A 19,325-nucleotide genomic window follows, 5' to 3' on the forward strand; every position below is an offset into this window, starting at 1 on the left:
CGGGTAGAGCACGCTGGCAATGGCCGACGCCGCTAATTCACCGCCTGCCGCGCCCACCGCCCCCGCAGTGGCAGAGCCGCCCTTCATTTCAGCAATCACCCCACCTAAAATCGCGTGGGCCGCCAGATTGGTGGCTTTTTCTTCCGCCGTCAGCTCATCATAATGTTTTTTACCATTATAGGTCAGATCTTTCACCGCATTCGCTAGATACGGTGCCGCACCGGTGGCAATCGCGGCCTTAATATCACCCCCGGCCAGCCCCTGAAGTGCGCCGACCACGGCCGTGACAGCCTGACGCTTCGAGCTGCCAATATCAGCACCCTGATCTTTTATGGCACCGTCATAAGCTATCTTATATGCCCGATCAGCAAGGCTTTTTGCATCGATTACTTTACCTTCCTTCTTTAGTTGCTCTTCGGCATCCTGTTTCAGTTTCAACTGCGTTTGTGGATCTTTCAGCTTTTCCGTCGCGGTTTTCGTCGCCTTAATCGCCTCATGAGTATTGTAGATATCCATCACCTGGACACCGATTTCGGCGATAGCCTGCGCCTGTGCCAGCCGTCGCTGCTCTTTCTCCTTGTCGAAAATAGGTGTCAGACCGTTGGCAGCATTTTTCGTATCACGACTCAGCTCTGCTATATCCTGTTTTTGTCTGTCCTTATCACGTACGATAATCGTACCGTCTTCTACTGCCGCATGAGTCGTGGACGATTGACTGTCGCTCCGATTGGTGCCCGCCAGCATATTTGACGTCATGTTGGACGCCAGCTGGCTGCCAATCGCGCCACCTGTGCTAACCCCCACACTCTGGTGTTCAGTCTTATACTCCGCTTTATTTTCGATATTGCTAAAGCCCAGCGTCCCCGTCTCCAGACGGTTTTTGTCTTTATCTGCCGTACTGGCAATCACCGCACCATCCAACTGGGTATGCTCACCGACCTTAACATCAAAACCACCCTGACCTGCAAAGATACCCGTCTGCTCTTTCACTGAGTCAAACTTACTGTGTATTTTGTCACGGCTGGCATTCACACTTGCCGAACCATTCATCGAACCATACGTAAAGCCGGCGCCAGCGCTGACATTCTCCTGTTTGCTGTCGTAATTGTCTTTGTCCTGTTCGCTTTGCAGGTGCAAGCTACGGCCGACATCGGCAGTCACTTTATCCCCGCTGATCTGTGCCCCTTTCAGCGTCGTATCCTGCCCAGATTTTAGGGTGACCTGATTACCCGCATCGACCAATGTTTCAGTGTGGGTCACTCCGTCGCCTTTTTCATGGCCTTTGCCTGCATTGACGCTGGCAGAAAATTTAATACCGTAACCGCCCTGCCCAGCAGTCAGTCCCACACCGACACTGCCGCCTTTGCTGCTGTTTTTACCTCTGGTGGTCTGGGTATTTTCGGCAGATTCCAGCACGACATCACGTTTAGCGTCTATTTCAATATCACGACCCGCTTTCAGGCTGCTGCCTGTCACTTGGATATTACCGCTGTTTTCGATATCTGAACTGCCTCCGGTCGCCTTAATACGAATATCCTGCCCCGCACTCAGGCTACTACCCTGCGATTGTGCCTGTTCAGTACGGGTTTCGGATTTCGATGACTGGCTACCGTAAGAGAGCTGAATGCCGATGGTGTCGTTTGGTTTGTCGGCCTTACCGCCCGCCTGATTAATGGCATCAGCTTTCGCAGACTCCGCCTGACTGAGCTGCCAAGCCTGATAACCTTGTGCGCCAGACAGTGCCGCTTTAGTGCTTTGCAAGGCTTTGAGCCGCCCGTCACTCTCTTTTCTGGCCTGCTGTGCCGTGCTGACCGCAGTATTGAGCGCACTGCCCACCGTCCCTGACAACGCCACGGTTAACCCACTTTGTTTCGACTCGAACGTCTCCGTCCGAGTGCGCTTGTCATACCCCGGGTCAATCTGCACGCTGTCGCCAGTAATACTGTTGGCTTCCAGCTGTGTACGGTTGGTAGTGGTTTCCGCCAGTAATTTCACGTCCCCGCCTGCCTGCAAGCGGGTAGTTCCCCCAGCTTTAGCCTGACTCCCTTGCAGAGTAATGTCCTGCCCAGCGGCCAAGCTGAGATCGCCACCGGCATTCAGCGTACTGCCAAGTGCCTGTTGCCACTCACCGCTAACCTGCGCCATACGCTTTCCAGGGTTCTCCATACCGCTACTGCTGCGATTGCCCATCGCTCCCGAAATCACCTCAAGGTCAGCCGTGGCGGTGCTTCTGGCCGCAGTGATATCCAGATTGTTGCGCGCGTGCAAACCGAGGTTCTGCGTGGCGCCAAGTTTGGCCCCTTGCAACCGGATATCCCCGCCGCTGAGGCTGAGTTCACGTGCACTTATCGTTGCCTGACGCAACGCATCCTGTAGATTAGTGCTCAGGGTAAGAGTATCCGCCTGCACATTAACGCTGTCTGCACGGATATCGCCGCCCTGATGTAGGAACTGACCGGCGTCAATGTTAAGCGCCTTATCAGCAAACAGATTACCGGCGTTGTTGAGACTGTTCGCTGACAGTTGCAGATTGCCTCCGCCAATCAGAGCACCGTCGCCAGTAAGCCGCAAAGTAGTGTTGGCAAGATAGACCTTGGGCACCCACACTGTCTGCGGGCCGGTGGCAGTCTCGACCGTCTCACTCACCAGCCAGATGATATCCTGCCGCAACGTCGCAATTTGCGTCGGCGTCAACGCCACACCTGGTTTCAGATGGAAATCTTTTGCCACCTTGACACCATTGTTCATCAGCGACTAGTATTGCTCCATCGCATCTTCGCCGTGCACGGAAGGACGACCAGTGAGTTTAAGCACCTGCTCACGTACCAGACGTTGTTCATAGAACCCGTCACCCAGGCGTTTATGCGCCTGCACCGGGTCATATCCCACCTGTTGCAGCAGGTAATCGCTGCTGATAAACCGGTTTCTGCTGGTAAAGCGTTCGTCGGTCACCACCAAATAAGGACTCCCTTCAGCCGGGTGCTGACGGAACAAGCCGTTATTAGGGACAAATGTTGCCATACTGCCGAGATGTTGTTTATTGGTCAGTGCCAGTTCGGCCGGTGTGAGTGGCCGGTTGTTCGGTGTAAGTGGCTGGCTACTCGGCGTAATCGGCTGAATGTCTGGTGTGAGCGGCCGACTTCCCGGCGTGAGCGGCTGGATATCCGGTGTAAGCGGCTGACTACCCGGTGTGAGTGGCAAGATATCCGGTGTGAGCGGTCGGCTACTCGGCGTCAGTTTCGTATCTCCCGTCTGCCAATCCTCCCCATCAACCGTCACCGCCAGTGGATTACGTTCCCATTCCGCACGTTCGGCCTCCGCCGCCTTCTGTGCCGCATCGACGCTACTGATTTGCGCCTGATTGACTGTGGTGTTTTCCAAATGTGCGCCGTTGATAGTGACGTTACCATGCCCTGTGATGATACCGTCAATGGTGGTCAACGCTTTGGTCTCGTCACGGTTGAAGGTTGGGTACCAATGCCTGGTGTCCCTGTCGTAGTGATCGACAATGTACTCTTGATACCGTTCGTTCACCGAATAGCCCCGATTGGTGACCTTACCATCGCCTTTCATCGACAGATCGCCGTTGGCACTGAGGGTGCTGGCGTCATTGAGCAGCTGATCGACAATGCGCAGCACCATGTTGCCGCCCGCCAGAATATGGGCGCCGGTACCCGCAGACACCAATTTGTCCCTTGTCACCGTCCCGGTTGTCGAACGTTCACGGAAATTATTGTAGTCAGTCACAAAGGGCGCATCTGCAATGTCGACATGCTTCTCCGGGTCCCATTGCTCAATCCGCCCCCGGTTGTGCTCGCGCCAGACCGTGTTGTGATAAGGTGTCGGCACCGCACGCTGACGAAAACCGCGCGTCTCGTAAAACGTCATGTCGTAGCCGCCGTCGCTGCCCGGCGTCAGAGCCAGGTAGTTCACCCATAACTCACGCATCTCCCCCCAACTATCCTTCACTCGCACCTGTGCTCGTTTGCCAGTGGCATCGATAGCCAGTAAGGTACATAACGACTATTTTCCGCCGCAGCGTCATCGCGGAACGTTAGACGCTGTGTGGTAGGCGTCATGGTGTTTTTGTCGGGATTGACCTTCGAGCCGTAAGAGCGCCAGTTGTAGTTGTAACGGTGCCATTTGTAATCGCTTTTTTCCGCCTCGCGTGTGATGTCAAGCCCTTCGCGCAGGTTATCCAGCCGTTTGGCCTCAACCCAAACATCTCCGTCAGCCTCAATGCGGCTTGCCCGATTCTCAATCCGGCCATCACTGCCAAGATGCAGAGTACCGCTGCTATAGATCAGGCTGCCATCCCGGTTGGTCAGACGCTCGCCGACATGCAGGTTCAGACTCTCCGTGGCGGCGATCACCGCATCGCGTCCGTAGTTGTCGATGACCCGACTACGCACCGTGATGTCATCACCCATGACGGTTGCCGGGTTGTCCAAGGTATCGCTGGTGAGCATCATGCTGTCGGCTTCCAGACGCCCCAAGTTGCGCAGTGTTCCAGTGGTCAGTTGCAGCGTTTTCCCGACCAAGGCACCCAAGTTAGTGAAATGGGTGCTGTTGACAATCAGATTACCCGGCAACAACCAGTCGGCCTGATTAGTCAGCATACCGGCAATAGAGAAGATCATCGCCCCGTTACTGCTCAGCGTATCGCCGATCCGATGGGTGTAGTCTTGTTGCACGGCAAGCGTCAGCGCCTGTTGGCTGAGCAATGTCCCGCCTTGGTTATTCAAGGTGTTGGCATTGACCACAAGCTGCTCCCCACTCTGAACGGTACCGCCCTGATTGAATAGTGTCAGTACAGAAGGCGCTCCAGTGTTACCGACATTGATGTTGAGTATTTTGTTGGCTAAGAGATGCCCCTGACGATTGTCCAGCACGCCAAGGTGCGATAGCGTCAAGGCTCCAGCGCTTTGCAGACGTCCTGCGGTATTATCCAGCTCGCGAGCAGTCACATCGGTGTACGTCGTGCCCAGTAGCAGCCCGCCTTCGCGGTTGTGCAGTCGATCGGCCTGCACAACCAGCGCATCCTGGCTGGTGATTTTCCCCTGCCTGCTGTTATTGAGTTGCTTACTGCCGAGACGCATCGCCTTGGTTGATATCAGTTGTCCTGCCTGATTGTTCACCTGTTCGCCGCTGAGTGTCAGCGTGTCGTTGCTATGAACTTTGCCCTGCTGATTATTGAGCACGTTAATGCGGTAAATACCGGTACCTTGGCTGATAATCATACCGTCCGGGTTATCAAGCCGACTCGCGGCAAGCTCAAGCGCTCCCCGGCTGCTGAACACACCCTGCCGGTTATCAACCCGTTCGGCCGATATCTGCTGGCCGCCGTTGCCTCTCACCACTCCCCGGGTATTGTCCAACAATCCCAAAATGCGCAACCCAAGCTGCTGCTGGCTGTCCATCGAACCCGCCTCGTTCAGCAGCGATTGCGCACCAAGCTGCATATCCCCACCACTTTTCAACTTGCCCTGACGATTATCCAGGGTACCGCTTAAGGTCAACCGCATCTGCTTCTGGCTGTAAAGCAGACCGTTTTGGTTGTCCACACCCTGTGCCGTCACAACAAGACCATCGTCGGCCTGTAGCTTCCCACCGGCGTTCTGTAATCTGCCGGCTGCGGCGCCCTCTTTGACGCCCTGTATATCCAGCCGTCCCTGGGCGCTGATTTTACCAGCCCGGTTATCAATATCCTGTGCCACACGTAGCACTAGCGCACTCGCCGACTGTAGGATGCCTTTTTGATTGTTCAGTGCGCTTACTGCAAGAGTTGTCTCCTGCTGACTCAGCACGTTACCCTCTCGGTTGTCAAACCGGCTACCCGTGGCGAACCAACTACCTTGACTACCTATCCATCCCTGGGCGTTAAGAATATCTTCCGCACGCAGGGACTGCTTCAACCTGCTGAAGATACGACCATTGCTGTTATCTAGTGCGCGAGTAAACTGCATATCAAGCGTGTCCAGTACCTGAATTTCCCCCTGTGCATTGAGGAGGCTCTGAGCATTCACCGTACTGCTCCCGCTACTGGCCAATTTTCCACCCTGGTTGTCCCAACTGCCTGTTAGATTCAACGTCAGTTCTTGCGGGCTTTGAATAAACCCCTTCTGGCGGTTGGTCAGCTGTCCGCCTTGCAATGACATCGCACCGCTGCTGAACAATTTGCCCGCGTCATTGTTCAGCAGGCTGTCCGTACCGCCCTGCCAGTTGAAGTGTTGCTGCGCCGTCAGGGCGCCTGCCTGATTAATGACATCCCCCGTACTGTTGAGCGTCAGGCCGCCTCCCGATTGTAGTTTGCCGTCGGTGTTGTCGATGCCATGTACGGAGACTACAACCTGTTTACCTCCTTGCGCGATGCCGCCGCGGTTATTCCAACTGCCGTCGGTACGGATATCCAGCGCATCACCGGCCTTGACAAACCCTTGCTGATTGTCAATCGATTGATGGGCGCCAAGCTGCAAACGCCCCTGACTGATCACCTTACCTTGCTTATTATTCAGGCTCTGTGCCGTCAGCTTCAGGTTTTCGCCGCTCATTTCTCCGGACTGGTTGTCAACACTGCCGGTGGCGTTCAATGTCAGTTTCTGCTGGCTCTGAATAACCCCCTTCTGGCGGTTGGTCAGCTGTCCGCCTTGCAGCGACATCGCACCGCGGCTGAACAATTTGCCACCTTCATTGTTCAACAAGCTGTCCGTACCACCCTGCCAGTTAAGGTGTTGCTGCGCCGTCAGGGTGCCTGCCTGATTAATGATATTTCCCGTACTATTGAGTGTCAGGCCGCCACCCGATTGTAATTTGCCGTCAGTGTTGTCGATGCCATGCACGGAGACTACAACCTGCTTGCTTCCTTGCGCGATGCCGCCGCGGTTATTCCAGCTGCCATCGGTGCGGATATCCAGCGCATCACTGGCCTCGACCAACCCTTGCTGATTGTCAATCTCTTTATGGGCGGCAAGCTGCAAACGCCCCTGACTGATCACCTTGCCCTGAGTATTATTCAGATTCTGTGCCGTCAGCTTCAGGTTTTCACCTCTCATTTCTCCGGACTGGTTATCAACGCTGCCGGTGACGTTCAAGGTCAACTGTTGACCAGCCAGCAATTTGCCCTGACCGTTATTGATATCCGCCCTCGACGTGATGCTCAGTGCCGACTGACTCTGCAACGTACCACGCTGATTGTCGATTGCCTGACGGGTGTCAAGCTGCAAACGTCCCTGACTAACTACCTTGCCCTGCGTATTATTCAGACTTTGTGCCGTCATATGCAGGTATTCACCGCTTACATCCCCAGACTGGTTGTCGACACTACCGGCGGCGTTCAAGGTCAGCTGTTGACCGGCCAGAATTTTGCCCTTGCCGTTATCGATATCCGCTCCCGCTGTGATGCTCAGTGCTGACTGGCTCTGCAACGTACCGTGCTGGTTATTCAAATGCCCAGTCTCAAGAAGCAAATTACCGTTGCTACCCACCACCCCGCCGTCGCGATTGTCCAGCAGACCGCTCACCCGCCAGTGTTGCACCGTGCCGTCAAGCGCCACCAGACGTCCTTGTCGATTGTTCAGGGTAGCGGCATTCAGGCTAAGTTGCCGGGTTTCAATGCTGCCTTCGGTGTTATCCAACACACCGGTCAGCGCAAAACGACTTTCCCCAGCATCAACCTGGGACCAGACAGCCCCTTGAGTGAACAAGCTGTCAGCGTCAACCGCCCAACGGCCAGCACGTACCTGCGCCTGCTGCGCCTCAATATTGCCCGAAGTGATCACCGTGAGTTGCCGGCTGTCAACCTTTGCCTGTTGCAAGGCAACGCCGCCGGCTTGTGCCGTAATCACAACACGGCTGGCCGCCAGATTGCTTTGGCTGACATCAACCCTGTGACCAGTCACGCTGACATCGCTTTTACTCAGCAGACTACCGCTAGCTTGGATATTGCCCTGGCTGCTCAGTGTCAAATCCGCCTTGCGCGTCAACGTGCTGTTTGCATCGCTGCCTGCCAGCAAGTGCCCGCTGCTCTGAATGCCTCGGTCAGACGCCAACTGGATGTCGCCAGCTGCCGCCAGAGTACCTGACTGACGAATGTCGCCTTCGCGGCTTTGTACGACAAGCTGTCCGCCACTGTGTAGTTTGCCGTGATGTTCAATACCGTCTCTGGCGGTCAAGGTGACATCGCCACCAGCTTGAGTGACGGCCTCCACAGCCTCCGACTGCCAACTGAGCCGACCTTCACTGCTTACGATCAGCGTTTTGCCTGCCTGCAAGTGTCCCCCATGATTACGCACACCTACACCCGCATCGGTGCCTATCATGCGAATATGGCCGCTATACATGCCGCCCATCTGTCCCATGTCTATCGCTAACTCAGGAGCCTTGCCATCCGCGCCCAGCGGCATAACCGTCTTACCATCCGCACTAATACGGTTTCGGCCCGCCACCACTGAGAGTTCCTCTTTGGCCCAAACGCCTGCATTCGCCAGGGTCACTGATCCCAGATAGCGGCCAGTGCTTTTGGCGCCACTGTCATCAAGACTCAGACTGAGGCGAACCGGGAGCCGACTTTCTTTCCAACTAACCAGCAGGTCACTGGTGGCTTCCTGCTGACTGGGTACAATTTTAATATCAGCCTCAGCACTGGGCACCCGTTTAAAATTTTCCAGCGCCTGCTCAATATCACGCAGGTTGAGAATATCCCCGGATGTGGCAGGCATGGCATTCCATAACCGCCCACGCCAGGAGGTCGACTCATCAAAGTGGATGTTGGCAATGCGGCCAGGTTGGAGCGTCAGCGTCAGTACGCCCTGGGTCAGACCCTGCTCCTGCACCATCACACGGGTGGTGACGTAACCTTTTGCCAGAATGGCGTTCTGCACCTTGTTGATAGCCAGCAAAATCCCCTGCCTGCCCAGACAGCGCCCTTTGGCGTCCTCTGCTGCCTCCAGCGCCCATTGAAAACGGCTGGCAGCATCCCCTTCCAAATGCAAGGCGTTGATGGTAAAGCAGGGATGCTCATTATCAGGATAATCAGGCAGGAGCACGTCGGGTCGCTTGAGCCGCACAGTCGGTGCCTTTGCCTCTAGACGTTGTTCTAACGCTTGTTGCTGCTGTTTCTGATGAATAAAGAGTTGGTCATCTGCCTGCACAGGCTGAATAGCAAATACAGCCCATCCGGCCAACCCTACGAATATTTTACCGCGAGTTACCGTTGCCATAGTTGAACCAGTACAATACTTAATTATTATTTAATAGTTTTAAGGGAAATATTAGGGGAAGTATTATGGTTGAAGGTGTTTTATTTTCAAGCCATGAGACTAATAATTAACCAAAAAGGCGAACATTCAGACTAACCAACTGTAATCATGCAACAAAACGGTAATAAACTAACATTAATGAAACGTATTATATGTAGCATTAAGCATATTCATCTGAGTTTTACATGTCGAAAAAACAAAACCATGACAAATATAATTAACAAAAATAATAAATTAAGCAATTTACTAAGTATTTTTCAGAGTATTCTGACGGGAAGAAATCCCATCCTTTTAGACGAAAAACACGTCCCACTATTTTCCTTTCGATAACATCTTTCGCATCAACGCCAACCCAAATATCCCTTGCAGATCGCCTTGCCCACCCCCTGTACCCAGTACCTGCTGTCGGATCACTTAAACAGGCCGACTGTTCACACCTGCAAATATCAGGAGTGTATTCACCACATTGTGATAACTTGACCGCAAGCCTTCGATGGATTTGATCATGATCTGCTACTACAGAAGGAATGATTCGACCGGAGCCCAGAGACAGGAAGGGATTTACACCCTTCCTGTGGTTTCTCCTGTTAACTCAAGACAGTGAAGTCACCAGCACCGCCTGTCGGCTTGACGGCTTTGCGGCAGGTTCTCGTGAATGCCATCTGCCCGCCCAACTTAGCCATACTAGCACCTCCACGTCCGTGACCGAGACGACAATATCCATCACCATCACCAACTACTGGATGGCCCAAGACAGCTCGAACAAGCCAATATTGGCTGCTCCCAGCTTGGTAAAACCCTTGACCAAGTGATCCACTCTGATCACCGACGAGGAACCTTCCAGCTCGATTTGCAAATGCTGGTGCGTCACCGCCTGTCTACCGAACACCTTGCGCATCACCAGGGCTGTGCCATTAGCCGAGTCGGTCAGCATCAAGTCATCCTCGTGACGGCTAACGAAGATTTTTTCCGCATCAACCGCCAGTATAATCAAACGATCCAGAACCTGGTTCGGGTCATCGTTGTCAATAACGACCGTACGGTAATACGACCACATCGTCTGGCTGAGACGGTAGGTATCGCTACCGGCGCCACCATGCAACACCACGCTATCGACACCCGCGATCAGCATTGGGCTCAGATCACCCTTGCCCCCATCTTGAAGCAACAGCGACGAACCAATGCGTTCGACATCGGCGTAATGATTCAGCTTCTGCGCACCGCTGTCTTTGACCCGGTATAGCACCTGAACCGTTGGGCTGTACACGTACGCGCCCTTCTTCTCAGCAGCAATCCCGATAAAACGCAGGTTGTCCGAAGCAGAGATGCCTCCGCTGGAGAACACCTGACCACTACCGGCATCGAACCAACCTTGTGTGCCATCACCTTGCAAGGTCAGCACGCCTTTGACTCGCCACTGACCGGCAACCTCAGCAAGTGCCTGTGACAGACGGACGAGGTTGTCCTGTTGCCAATCTTTGTCGACAGCAACCAACTGCAATTTGCCGTCATGAGTTCGCAGCAGGATCTCACCCTTAACGGTGGTCAGGCGCAGCCCGGCATCGACTTGTTCCGCCGCCTTGAGGTGAAGTTCAGGCTCCAGCTCATTGGCCGCAGGAAGTTGCGCCGAGGCTTCAAGCACCTCGTCGGTACCGAACGCGGCAGCCAGCGCATCGGCAGTCATAGCCGGCTGACGATACAACTTGCCGCTGGCGGGTTCGAACAGTCGCGCACTGGAACCGTCCACTTCAAAACCCAAGAACTGCGGATGTTTGTCTTGCAGAGCGGCCGAAGCGACGACTACCTGACCGTTGTGGTACCACACCGGCAGCAGGTTCTTGCCGTCAGTGTCCTTGACCCCAAACACCGCCAGGGTAGCTCTGCCGTCTGTGACACTGGTCAAGTCCTGCCACCAGTGGATACGTCCCTTAAGCCAATGCTCGTTGACCGCTGCGTAGCTAAGCTGCCCCAGTGCATCAAGCCGGGCCACACGCCCGTCCTCGGTCACTACGACCAAGTGACCGTTCAAATTGATCACGTTGGTCAAGGCTGGCGTAGTGACCCGCAATGCGCTCGGCTGGTTGGCGTCGAGTACTTCTTGCCCTGGACCTTCTTGACGGAACAGGGTCTTTTGCTCCTTGCTGTAGAAGAAAAACACTTCCTTGCCACCGAGCAACGGCATACTCCCCGCTAACACCAAGTCAGCCGGGATCTGCCAAGCACTGCGGGTTTGTTCATGTGCTTCGAAATGCAAGGTCTGATCCGCTGGCGGCGCCAGATTCGGCTTGATTAGCGTACCATCGCTGGTGCGTATCCAATAGCGGTGCGGCACGCCAGCCGCATCCACGCCGAACACTGTAACCAGCGCCGCACTGGTCGGCTGGATCAACCGTGCGCCCAACGTATACATTAGGGTCCCGCGCTGAGTGCTATTGCTCCTGTAGCCCTGGAGTATGGCCTCAAGCTCATCACCATGCCGACCGATGCGTGCCGAAAGCTGGAGCAGCGCATCATCGCCCACCGCACTAACCAACTCCATTCGGTCACCGATGATCCGATAGCCCAGTTCAGCCTCCCTCTCCTTTAGCCGATAACGACGCGCCAAGTAGACCACATCTCCCTCCTGCCAGAACCGGCTGATATGGCCCGCATTCTGGTTGAACCAAGGCTCAAACTGCGCGTCGACCTGTCCGGTGGCGATGTCTACCCGCCACGCCACCGCGTTGTCGGCGTCGTAGAAATAAGCATAGTCGCCCATCACTGCCCCCAGTTGAGCACGTCTGGCCTGTTCATTGGTAGTGTCAGTGAACAGCATGCGGTCCTTGGTCACGTCATAGAACGCTCGGCCAACATCTCGCCCTTGGTGTCTGTAATTCTCCACCACCACATACTGTCCGTGTAGCTGATGCGCCTTGGCCAAATCACTCAGGTGCTGCTCAATTTGCTGGCCGGGCACCTGCCACTTGCTCGCATCTTCACTTATTACCTGAGCGGTCAGGCTAGTGAAATCGACTTTGCGCACCTCCCCCTTGCCGTTGACTACCAATACCTGACTGTTCTGAGCCAGATAGAGTTTTACCACAACCTCCTTGCCCTTCTCGCCGACCAACAGCTGGTCCTTCGACACGCTGATGCTGTCACTGGCGAGCTGGCTGCTGTCGATGATCCACGTACTGGCAACATCGCTCGTGAGATTAACCTTAGCGCCTTCGTTAAGGCCGATCAGGTATTCACCGCCCGCCCCCTTGATCTCATAACACAGAAAGCCGTGCAGCTCCTTGGGCAATTCGGGCGCCACGAGTTGCCGGTTGCGCTGATCGAGTACTACCTCGATCGGAGTGTCGACGTACTCATGATGAATCCTGCGAATCGTCTCCTCCCCCGGAAAGATGTAGAAGTCGTAGTCGAACCGCTTGTCTTCCTCAAGCCTGCGGATCACGTCAAAACCAGCATCGTGGCGAGTGGTGGCACCGGGAAGCAGCATGTATTCGTAGCTAATGTAGGACTTAGGTGTGCCCGGCAAGATCACAACATTGCTGTCGCCGTGCTCAAGAGGCCGAGAAACATCCTTATAACCAATGCCACTGCGTACTTCGATCGCCTGACCACGGTCGTGGACCATTCGCGGAAAGTCACCGACCCAGAAGAAGTAATTGATTCTCCCTGAACCAGTAGAGCCGGAATGGGTGCGGTAGATGTACTGGCTGTCGAAGTCGATCTGATTCTTACTCAGATCTAAAGTCTTAATCACCGCACCGGCCAAGGGCACCAGCACTTGCTTCTCGTTGTCATACCGATAGCCATTGCCTTTGTACGCTTTGTCAACCGTATCAAAGTAACGGCCTACCGCCTTAGCATCCTCGGCGACCGCGCCAAAAGCCTGCGCCAATGCTGTAAAGCCCACCGCGAGTCCGCCAAGGATCACGCCAGCCCCACCGAGTACCGCCCCGGCAGTCGAGGCCCCCATCAACCCGGCCCCCACCCCGGCTGCGCCGGTAACGAAGCTGGCCGAATCGAACGCCAGCTGGGTGCCGAACACGGCCTTCTGCACATCATTCTCAGCATGGGCCAGCTCATAGGCATCCAAACCGACCATAACTCCGCCAAACAACACACCGGCGCCTTCGTTAACGGTGTGGCCCAGACTCAAGGCAAATTCCTTGAACGACGTTTGGGCAGCCACCGCTTCGCCGCGCAGTGCCGTACGCACTAGTGCCGTGACTTTGATCACGTCCTGCGCGCCACCATGAGCCATCTGGACAAAGTTAAGGTAGCTGTGGACTTTGAGCGCGGTAGCCAGATCAGGCGAAGCCATCCCGTTTGCAGCATCATGACGGTTCTTGTCAGAAAACCATTGGATCAACGCCTGTACCGCAAACCCGGCATTCAACCCATCCACCGGCGCCGCCTCGCCAACCCCGCCGCGCGGCCGCATCCGTCCACTTTCCAGAGTAAAGTGCTCGTTCAATACGCTCATGTGCTCATCAACGAAGCGCCGGAATTCGACAAAAGTGCTATCATCAGTGTCCAGCCAGCGAGTCTGCTCGGGTTGGTCACGGTTGATGAACTGGACCCGGTAGCGGCCTTCGCCCTGCTCTTCGGTGGTGGCGATGATCGGTAGCCAGCGGCTGTCCAGTTGGTGCTCTTGCGCCAGCCGGGTACTGGCGGCTTCGAACCGTGCCCCCCATTGCTCGGCATCAAAGGCTTGCAGCGCGGTGCTCAATTGCAAGTCTTCCGTGATCCGCTCTTGTGCACTCATCACCTGCTCGACCTGGCGCCGTTGCCCGATGACGCTGGACAGTTCCTCAAATCTGGTCAGGTCAGCCACATTCAGACCATTACCCACGGGTACCTCAGCCATTTTGCCGGTATCGATCTCAATCAGGTTGAAGGCCGGCGCCGACTTGCTGCCGAACGAGCCATAGTGCACGGCGAGTCTACGCCCTACTAAGTGTTGCTCCATAGCCCTGGACAGACCTTTGGTGTTGTCGAAGGCAAAGATCCCGACGTTCGGGTCATAGAAGTAGTAGCGACGGCCTTCGGCCGTGACAGTGCTCCCAACCATCATCGAGTGATTCTGGGTATTGAGCGCGAACATCGAGGTTCCGGTCGTTGCAGCCAGCCGCGATACCACTTCGGACAATCCAAACTGCCCTAGCTCCGTGGAAGCCTGAACAGCTTCGACATTGGAGTGCAACTTGATCAGGCTGTTTCTGAGGAGCGTGGAACTGCCCGCCTGAGGGTCAGCGGAGGCGAAGAACAACTTTTGCACAAGGCTGTTGATGCCAGCCTCGCCGCCACCAGCCAATGCCACAGTCATGGCCCTGACCAAAGGGTAGCAACGGCCACCAGATCGGTCACCGACCAGCGACAGATAAAAGTCCTGTGGTACCAAGCGGTCAAAGACACTACCGGCGTCATGGAAATCCTCGCTGAATACCGCAGTCTGCCGCAATACCTTATCGATGTACTCAGCCCGGCTGGTTTCGGTGATGCGGCCGCTCAAGGCGCCCTGTTGCTCGGAGGTGAGTTTTCCTTCAAGAAACAGGCGCTTCATCTCCAGTGCCGACATTTTGTCATCCACGCCGGGGAGCTCGATCTCACGAAAGTTGCGCAAGCCATCGCTGAATCCAGTTCCCCGCGCCCCGCGCTGATAGGCTTCAGAGATAGCGTAACGTTCACCCACGCTATCGGTGCGCTGCTTACCCCCGCCCTGAATGGCTGTATCGTCAATCCGAACCACCGCAGCGCTGCCGTTTTTGGCCTTGATCTGCTGCCAAAGCCAGCTTTGTTCGACGAAGCCCGCTTCACGCAGGACCGTATCGTATTGCGCCTTGTAGTACTCTAGGGTGATATTGAGCTGCTTTATCTGTTGGTTAATTAAGTCGCGCCGAATGGTATTGCGCCGGTTCTCATAGAGTTTGTTTCGCTTATCCACCAACTGCTTGGTATCAGCATTGATCCTGTCATAAACCTCGGCGCACAGCTTGGCCCACGCAGCAATCGCCGGATGATCAGGAGAAAACTCACCTTCTGTGTATACACCGTCGGAGACCCCTTCGATTGATACCCCAAACTGGGTGGCTACCTTTTTCAATTGTTGATGAATCTGCTCGCGGTAGGCGACGAATTGAGCCTGATTTCGTTCAACCACTTGACTGTCCGCCACCTGGATCGAGAGCGGCTCCTCGTCGTCACGCAGCCTCAGCCGGAGCATCTGACCATCTCGCTGATATTCCTGACGCTGGAGCACTAACTGCCATTCGTGATTAACGTACTGCATGTACACCGCAGCGAGGCCCTCCGTGGTACCAGCTATCTGATAATCCTTATAATCCACTGCCATGACCACGTTGTCGTACAGCAACGAACTGTTGACTCGACCATCGTGGTAGACCCGGAAGGTATTAGCATCAAGGCTAGTCACCACCAGCGAGCCGCCCGATAGCGTCCCAGTAAACAGAAAGTTCCCCGTGATTGCACGTTTGGGAATGTCCACATAGGCGGGTACCGCATTGGCTTGGTTCGGGCCGTTGTAGCCGAGGAAATATGCCGATATGCTGCTTGAAGATATGTCATTGGCGCTTTGCTCAGTGTACTCTAGCTCGTACAAATTTGACCCGATCTTCACCAACTGGACGCTCCCCTCTGCCGGGAGATGCCCCGATCTGACCAGCGCCTCAGCACTGACAGTATGTGTTTTGGCGAACAATACAGGATCAGTGACAAACTGATGAATGTCGGCACTGCCTCGGCGGGACTCAAACCCATCACCTACAGACGTCAACCCGGCCTTGAGTTCGAGATCCTTCACCGCCTGCCCCAACAGCGCCGGTCTTGGACCAATGCGGGTAAAACGCGGTGGATGGAACTCGTCAGCCGCCGACAAGCCCTGATTGATGATCGGCAAGACTCGCGCCATCACTCCGTCATACAGCTTACCCTGTAATGCCTTCTTGCTGCCTTCAACGCGGTACTTGTCAAACATCTGCAACATCTCCTTGCCGATACTATCCGCGCCCTCCGGTTCATAACGCGCAGCGACGTAGAAAGTTTCGAAGAACGAGTGATAGCCATTACGTATCATGAAGGCCGCATTGGCCATCTGGAATTGCCAATACTGCCTGACGCTCAACGCGCCACCGAACAATTCCGTCAAGACATTACTGACGGTCTGGGTAGTCCCGGAAATCCCCCCCACGAACGGGGTGTCCAGGTCATTCATATAACGGGTAGCGTCATTCTTGAAGTCCGGACGGAACTGGTTATAGCTGCGGTACTTATCGTCCTTGATCAGGTACGAACCATCACGATATGCCTGCTCCTCAGAGCTGGTATTGAGAATCAGATACGGGTCGGGTTGATTCAGCCGGTTATTGATCATGATCTTGCCGACACCCAGCTCAGCGTGAGGATTCACTGGGGCCGCGGCCTTGGAAAAGCTATCGGCTACCGGGCGCAAGGCATGGAACAAGATCTGTTTGCGCAAGCTCCTGCCCTCATTACTCAACAGCGCCGCCTCAACCACCGGGCGCAGTTGCGCATCGGTACCTTCAAGGCTCTGGGGACCAGTCAACAACAGGGTGAGCAATTTGCCATCCAGCGAGCGCTCAACCTCTGCCTGATCGAAAACATGGACTTTCGGATTGCTTGGATGCTGTGCCGCGTTGGCACTGGCGACCCGCTGGGTTTCCGCTTCGACGGCCCGAGTACGCCATTGTTCGTACAGCGGTGCCAGCAACTCCCTGGCCTGAGCGATGTCACTTTGCACATAGCCATTTTGCAGAACCTTGACCACAGCCGGGTTTTTCACCAGTCTCGTCGCCAGCCTGAACAACAACGGGTCATTATCTCTGCTTCGCCAAACCGAAGCGGCGAACGCCTGTTCCCACAGCACCTTATTCAAGTTATTACCTTTGATATCGCGCATGTTGTCACGGGGGTACTCCGGCGCCAACACCCCTGCGGGGGTGATGTGGTTACGTTCAAGCAAACGCACTAGTTGTTGCACGAACGCTGTACGCTCGATGCTGCCTTCAAACAAGCGACTGGCCTTCATACCGCCGCTACGCAGTTGTTCCAACTTCTCGAAAAACGCGGCGTTGTATTGATACAGTGTGTCAGTCTGCACCTTGCTCAAGTGACTACTACTAACCTTGTCGCCGTCAACGCTCATCACCCCAAAAGGCGTCGCGGACAGGTAGTCGTTGCCCTGAGGCATTTCCAGCAAGTACTGACGACCGGCAAAACCCACCGACCGTTCCAGCTCATGGATATTGACGAAAAGCCCGTCACGGTCCGGATGGTAACTACTCTGGCGAAACCCCTCCAGGCCGATAGTCCGAAAGCTAGCGATATCAGCATTCTGGTTGATCAGGTCACTCAAAGCGCTTGCCAATGGCACTTCACGGGTGATGGTAGTATTCGGAGCCTGGCCGGACACCTGAATTCCGATCTGATTCGGCACCTTGCGGTCAACGCTGGTCAGCAGCATCTTGCGACCGTTACTCAACAACTGCGCCTTGAAGCCTCCGCGCAAGGTGCTTTCTGAAACCAAATAGTTGGCGAAGTACTTCTCGACGAATTCGGTTTTGACCAGCACCGAGCGAATTGGCGTATACGTCGGCGAGCGAAAAGATGGCGGCTCACTTTTAAGTCGGTATTGTTGTTGCCAGGCCAATGAGCGGGCTGCGGTACCGAAGGAGAAGTTGAGTACCCCGTCCGTCAGCACAACCAGCCTGCCGTTCTCCAGGAAGAAGTCTTTGAAGCGGCCATCAGTGCTGGCATTAACTAGCGCGACATTCATGCGGATGTAACCAGGACGTTCCTCCATCATCAGCAATGAAATATTTACCGGCAGATCATCGGAGGCCTGAGGTACCTTGGTCAGCGCACCGAGGGCCGCAGCCTCTTCCGTAGAAGACGCCTTGAGCAAGACGTTGTAGCGGGCATTGACGTCCTTGTAGGCTTGTAGCTCGGAAAACAGCGTCACGTATTTTTGGCTGAACGTGGAGTCGGCTACTTGTATGGTCAGTTGCTGTTCCAGACGTTTGATCTCGGTATCCAACTTAGCCTGCTTGTCCGCCGCATTTTCTCTCAGTGTCGTCACGTTCAGAGGCTTGGAGCCGTCAGGGCTGAGCATGACCAAAGCCTTACGCCAAGTGCTGTCAAAGTGCGTTATGGCCGTCTGCTGGCGGCGGTATAACATGATGTCGCGGTCCAGTTGCTGCTTGTAGGCATTGATAGCTGGCGTGTCAGGCGCCTTATTCATCTGCTGCCGTCTTTCCTGTAGCGTCTGCAACTGGTCGCCGACAGAAACGGGGTTGTCCTGCATCTGAAAATGTTGAGCAGCCAGCACACTCAGAGTGCTCTGCTGCATTTCCTGTAACCGCTCGTCTACCTGCCTGATGTAGTCGGTACGCTCATCAGGACTCATGTTGAACCATTCGGTCTGACGACCCGCAGCCTCAATCTGTCCATCGATTAGGGTATTGAGCAGATTCGTGAAGTCTCTGGATATAGAAACCATTGCAGTGATCCTCTGTCTGTTTTTATATGATCGGGTCAAAGGCAAATGTCATTTTATGCCCCCTTATTTGGGTGATAGCCGCAGGTCATAGTTCCTTAGGTTCGTGAATATTGGATAGTCAACATTTATCCTCTCTGTAGTTATGGTCATAATTATCCCCTTTATTTTTCAGCTATATTATAAACCATATCAATAATAACATTTTATTATATTAACCTTAGGATAGATATAAATATCAATTATTGATAACTTTAATTATTTATTAATAGAATTATTTTCATGTGAATATATTTTTGAATCATGTTGTTATGTTTTTTATAAGACGCTGAATAAATAATGACGAATTTTAGGAAGGTTATTTATTAGTTAATTTTTATATCTAACTTTTACGTTATAGAGATATTTAAAAATTTCCACTGCAACTATCAAGCAATCCAAATTAATATAATGTTTTACTATTAAACGATTAGATATTTGTGTTTAAACAACATGCCCCTTTACCGCCAAAGGTATTATTTTCATCACTTCAAAAAAAAAAA

At 54.2% G+C, this 19,325-nt stretch carries 6 protein-coding genes and 1 pseudogene; all 7 read right to left on the reverse strand.

Translation table 11 applies throughout. The features are described from left to right. On the reverse strand, nt 1-2,730 hold a 2,730-nt coding region (locus BA1DRAFT_RS19760), incomplete at its 3' end, for a hemagglutinin repeat-containing protein (RefSeq protein ID WP_235201177.1). Between the two features lie 24 nt (nt 2,731-2,754). Further along, complete coding sequence (locus BA1DRAFT_RS24200; RefSeq protein ID WP_235201179.1) at nt 2,755-3,441, reverse strand: hypothetical protein; 687 nt, start codon at nt 3,439-3,441, stop codon at nt 2,755-2,757. A 153-nt stretch (nt 3,442-3,594) separates the two neighbouring features. Next, nucleotides 3,595-3,642: pseudogene (locus tag BA1DRAFT_RS24205) on the reverse strand (hypothetical protein); the annotation flags it as partial. Nucleotides 3,643-3,793: 151 nt separating this feature from the next. Further along, complete coding sequence (locus tag BA1DRAFT_RS24210) at nt 3,794-3,937, reverse strand: hypothetical protein (protein WP_235201180.1); 144 nt, start codon at nt 3,935-3,937, stop codon at nt 3,794-3,796. Between the two features lie 28 nt (nt 3,938-3,965). Then, nucleotides 3,966-9,218, reverse strand: a complete 5,253-nt coding sequence (locus tag BA1DRAFT_RS19765) for a POTRA domain-containing protein (RefSeq protein WP_051560873.1) — start codon at nt 9,216-9,218, stop codon at nt 3,966-3,968. Nucleotides 9,219-9,844: 626 nt separating this feature from the next. Continuing rightward, a complete protein-coding gene (locus BA1DRAFT_RS24220) occupies nt 9,845-10,009 on the reverse strand; it encodes a hypothetical protein (protein WP_160170022.1) in 165 nt (54 codons plus the stop codon). Continuing rightward, on the reverse strand, nt 9,994-18,786 hold the full coding sequence (gene mcf, locus BA1DRAFT_RS19770; RefSeq protein ID WP_152544360.1) for an insecticidal toxin MCF: 8,793 nt from the start codon (nt 18,784-18,786) through the stop codon (nt 9,994-9,996). Before mcf ends, BA1DRAFT_RS24220 begins: the two co-directional genes overlap by 16 nt. Between the last annotated feature and the right edge of the window lie 539 nt (nt 18,787-19,325).

Source organism: Photorhabdus aegyptia, assembly GCF_000612035.1.
GTDB classification, from domain to species: domain Bacteria; phylum Pseudomonadota; class Gammaproteobacteria; order Enterobacterales; family Enterobacteriaceae; genus Photorhabdus; species Photorhabdus akhurstii.

Bases quoted from the DNA above. Each gene is read 5' to 3' on its own strand.
- BA1DRAFT_RS19765 (WP_051560873.1), bottom strand. From the start codon at position 9,218: ATGGCAACGGTAACTCGCGGTAAAATATTCGTAGGGTTGGCCGGATGG.
- mcf (WP_152544360.1), bottom strand. From the start codon at position 18,786: ATGGTTTCTATATCCAGAGACTTCACGAATCTGCTCAATACCCTAATC.
- BA1DRAFT_RS24210 (WP_235201180.1), bottom strand. From the start codon at position 3,937: ATGGGTGAACTACCTGGCTCTGACGCCGGGCAGCGACGGCGGCTACGA.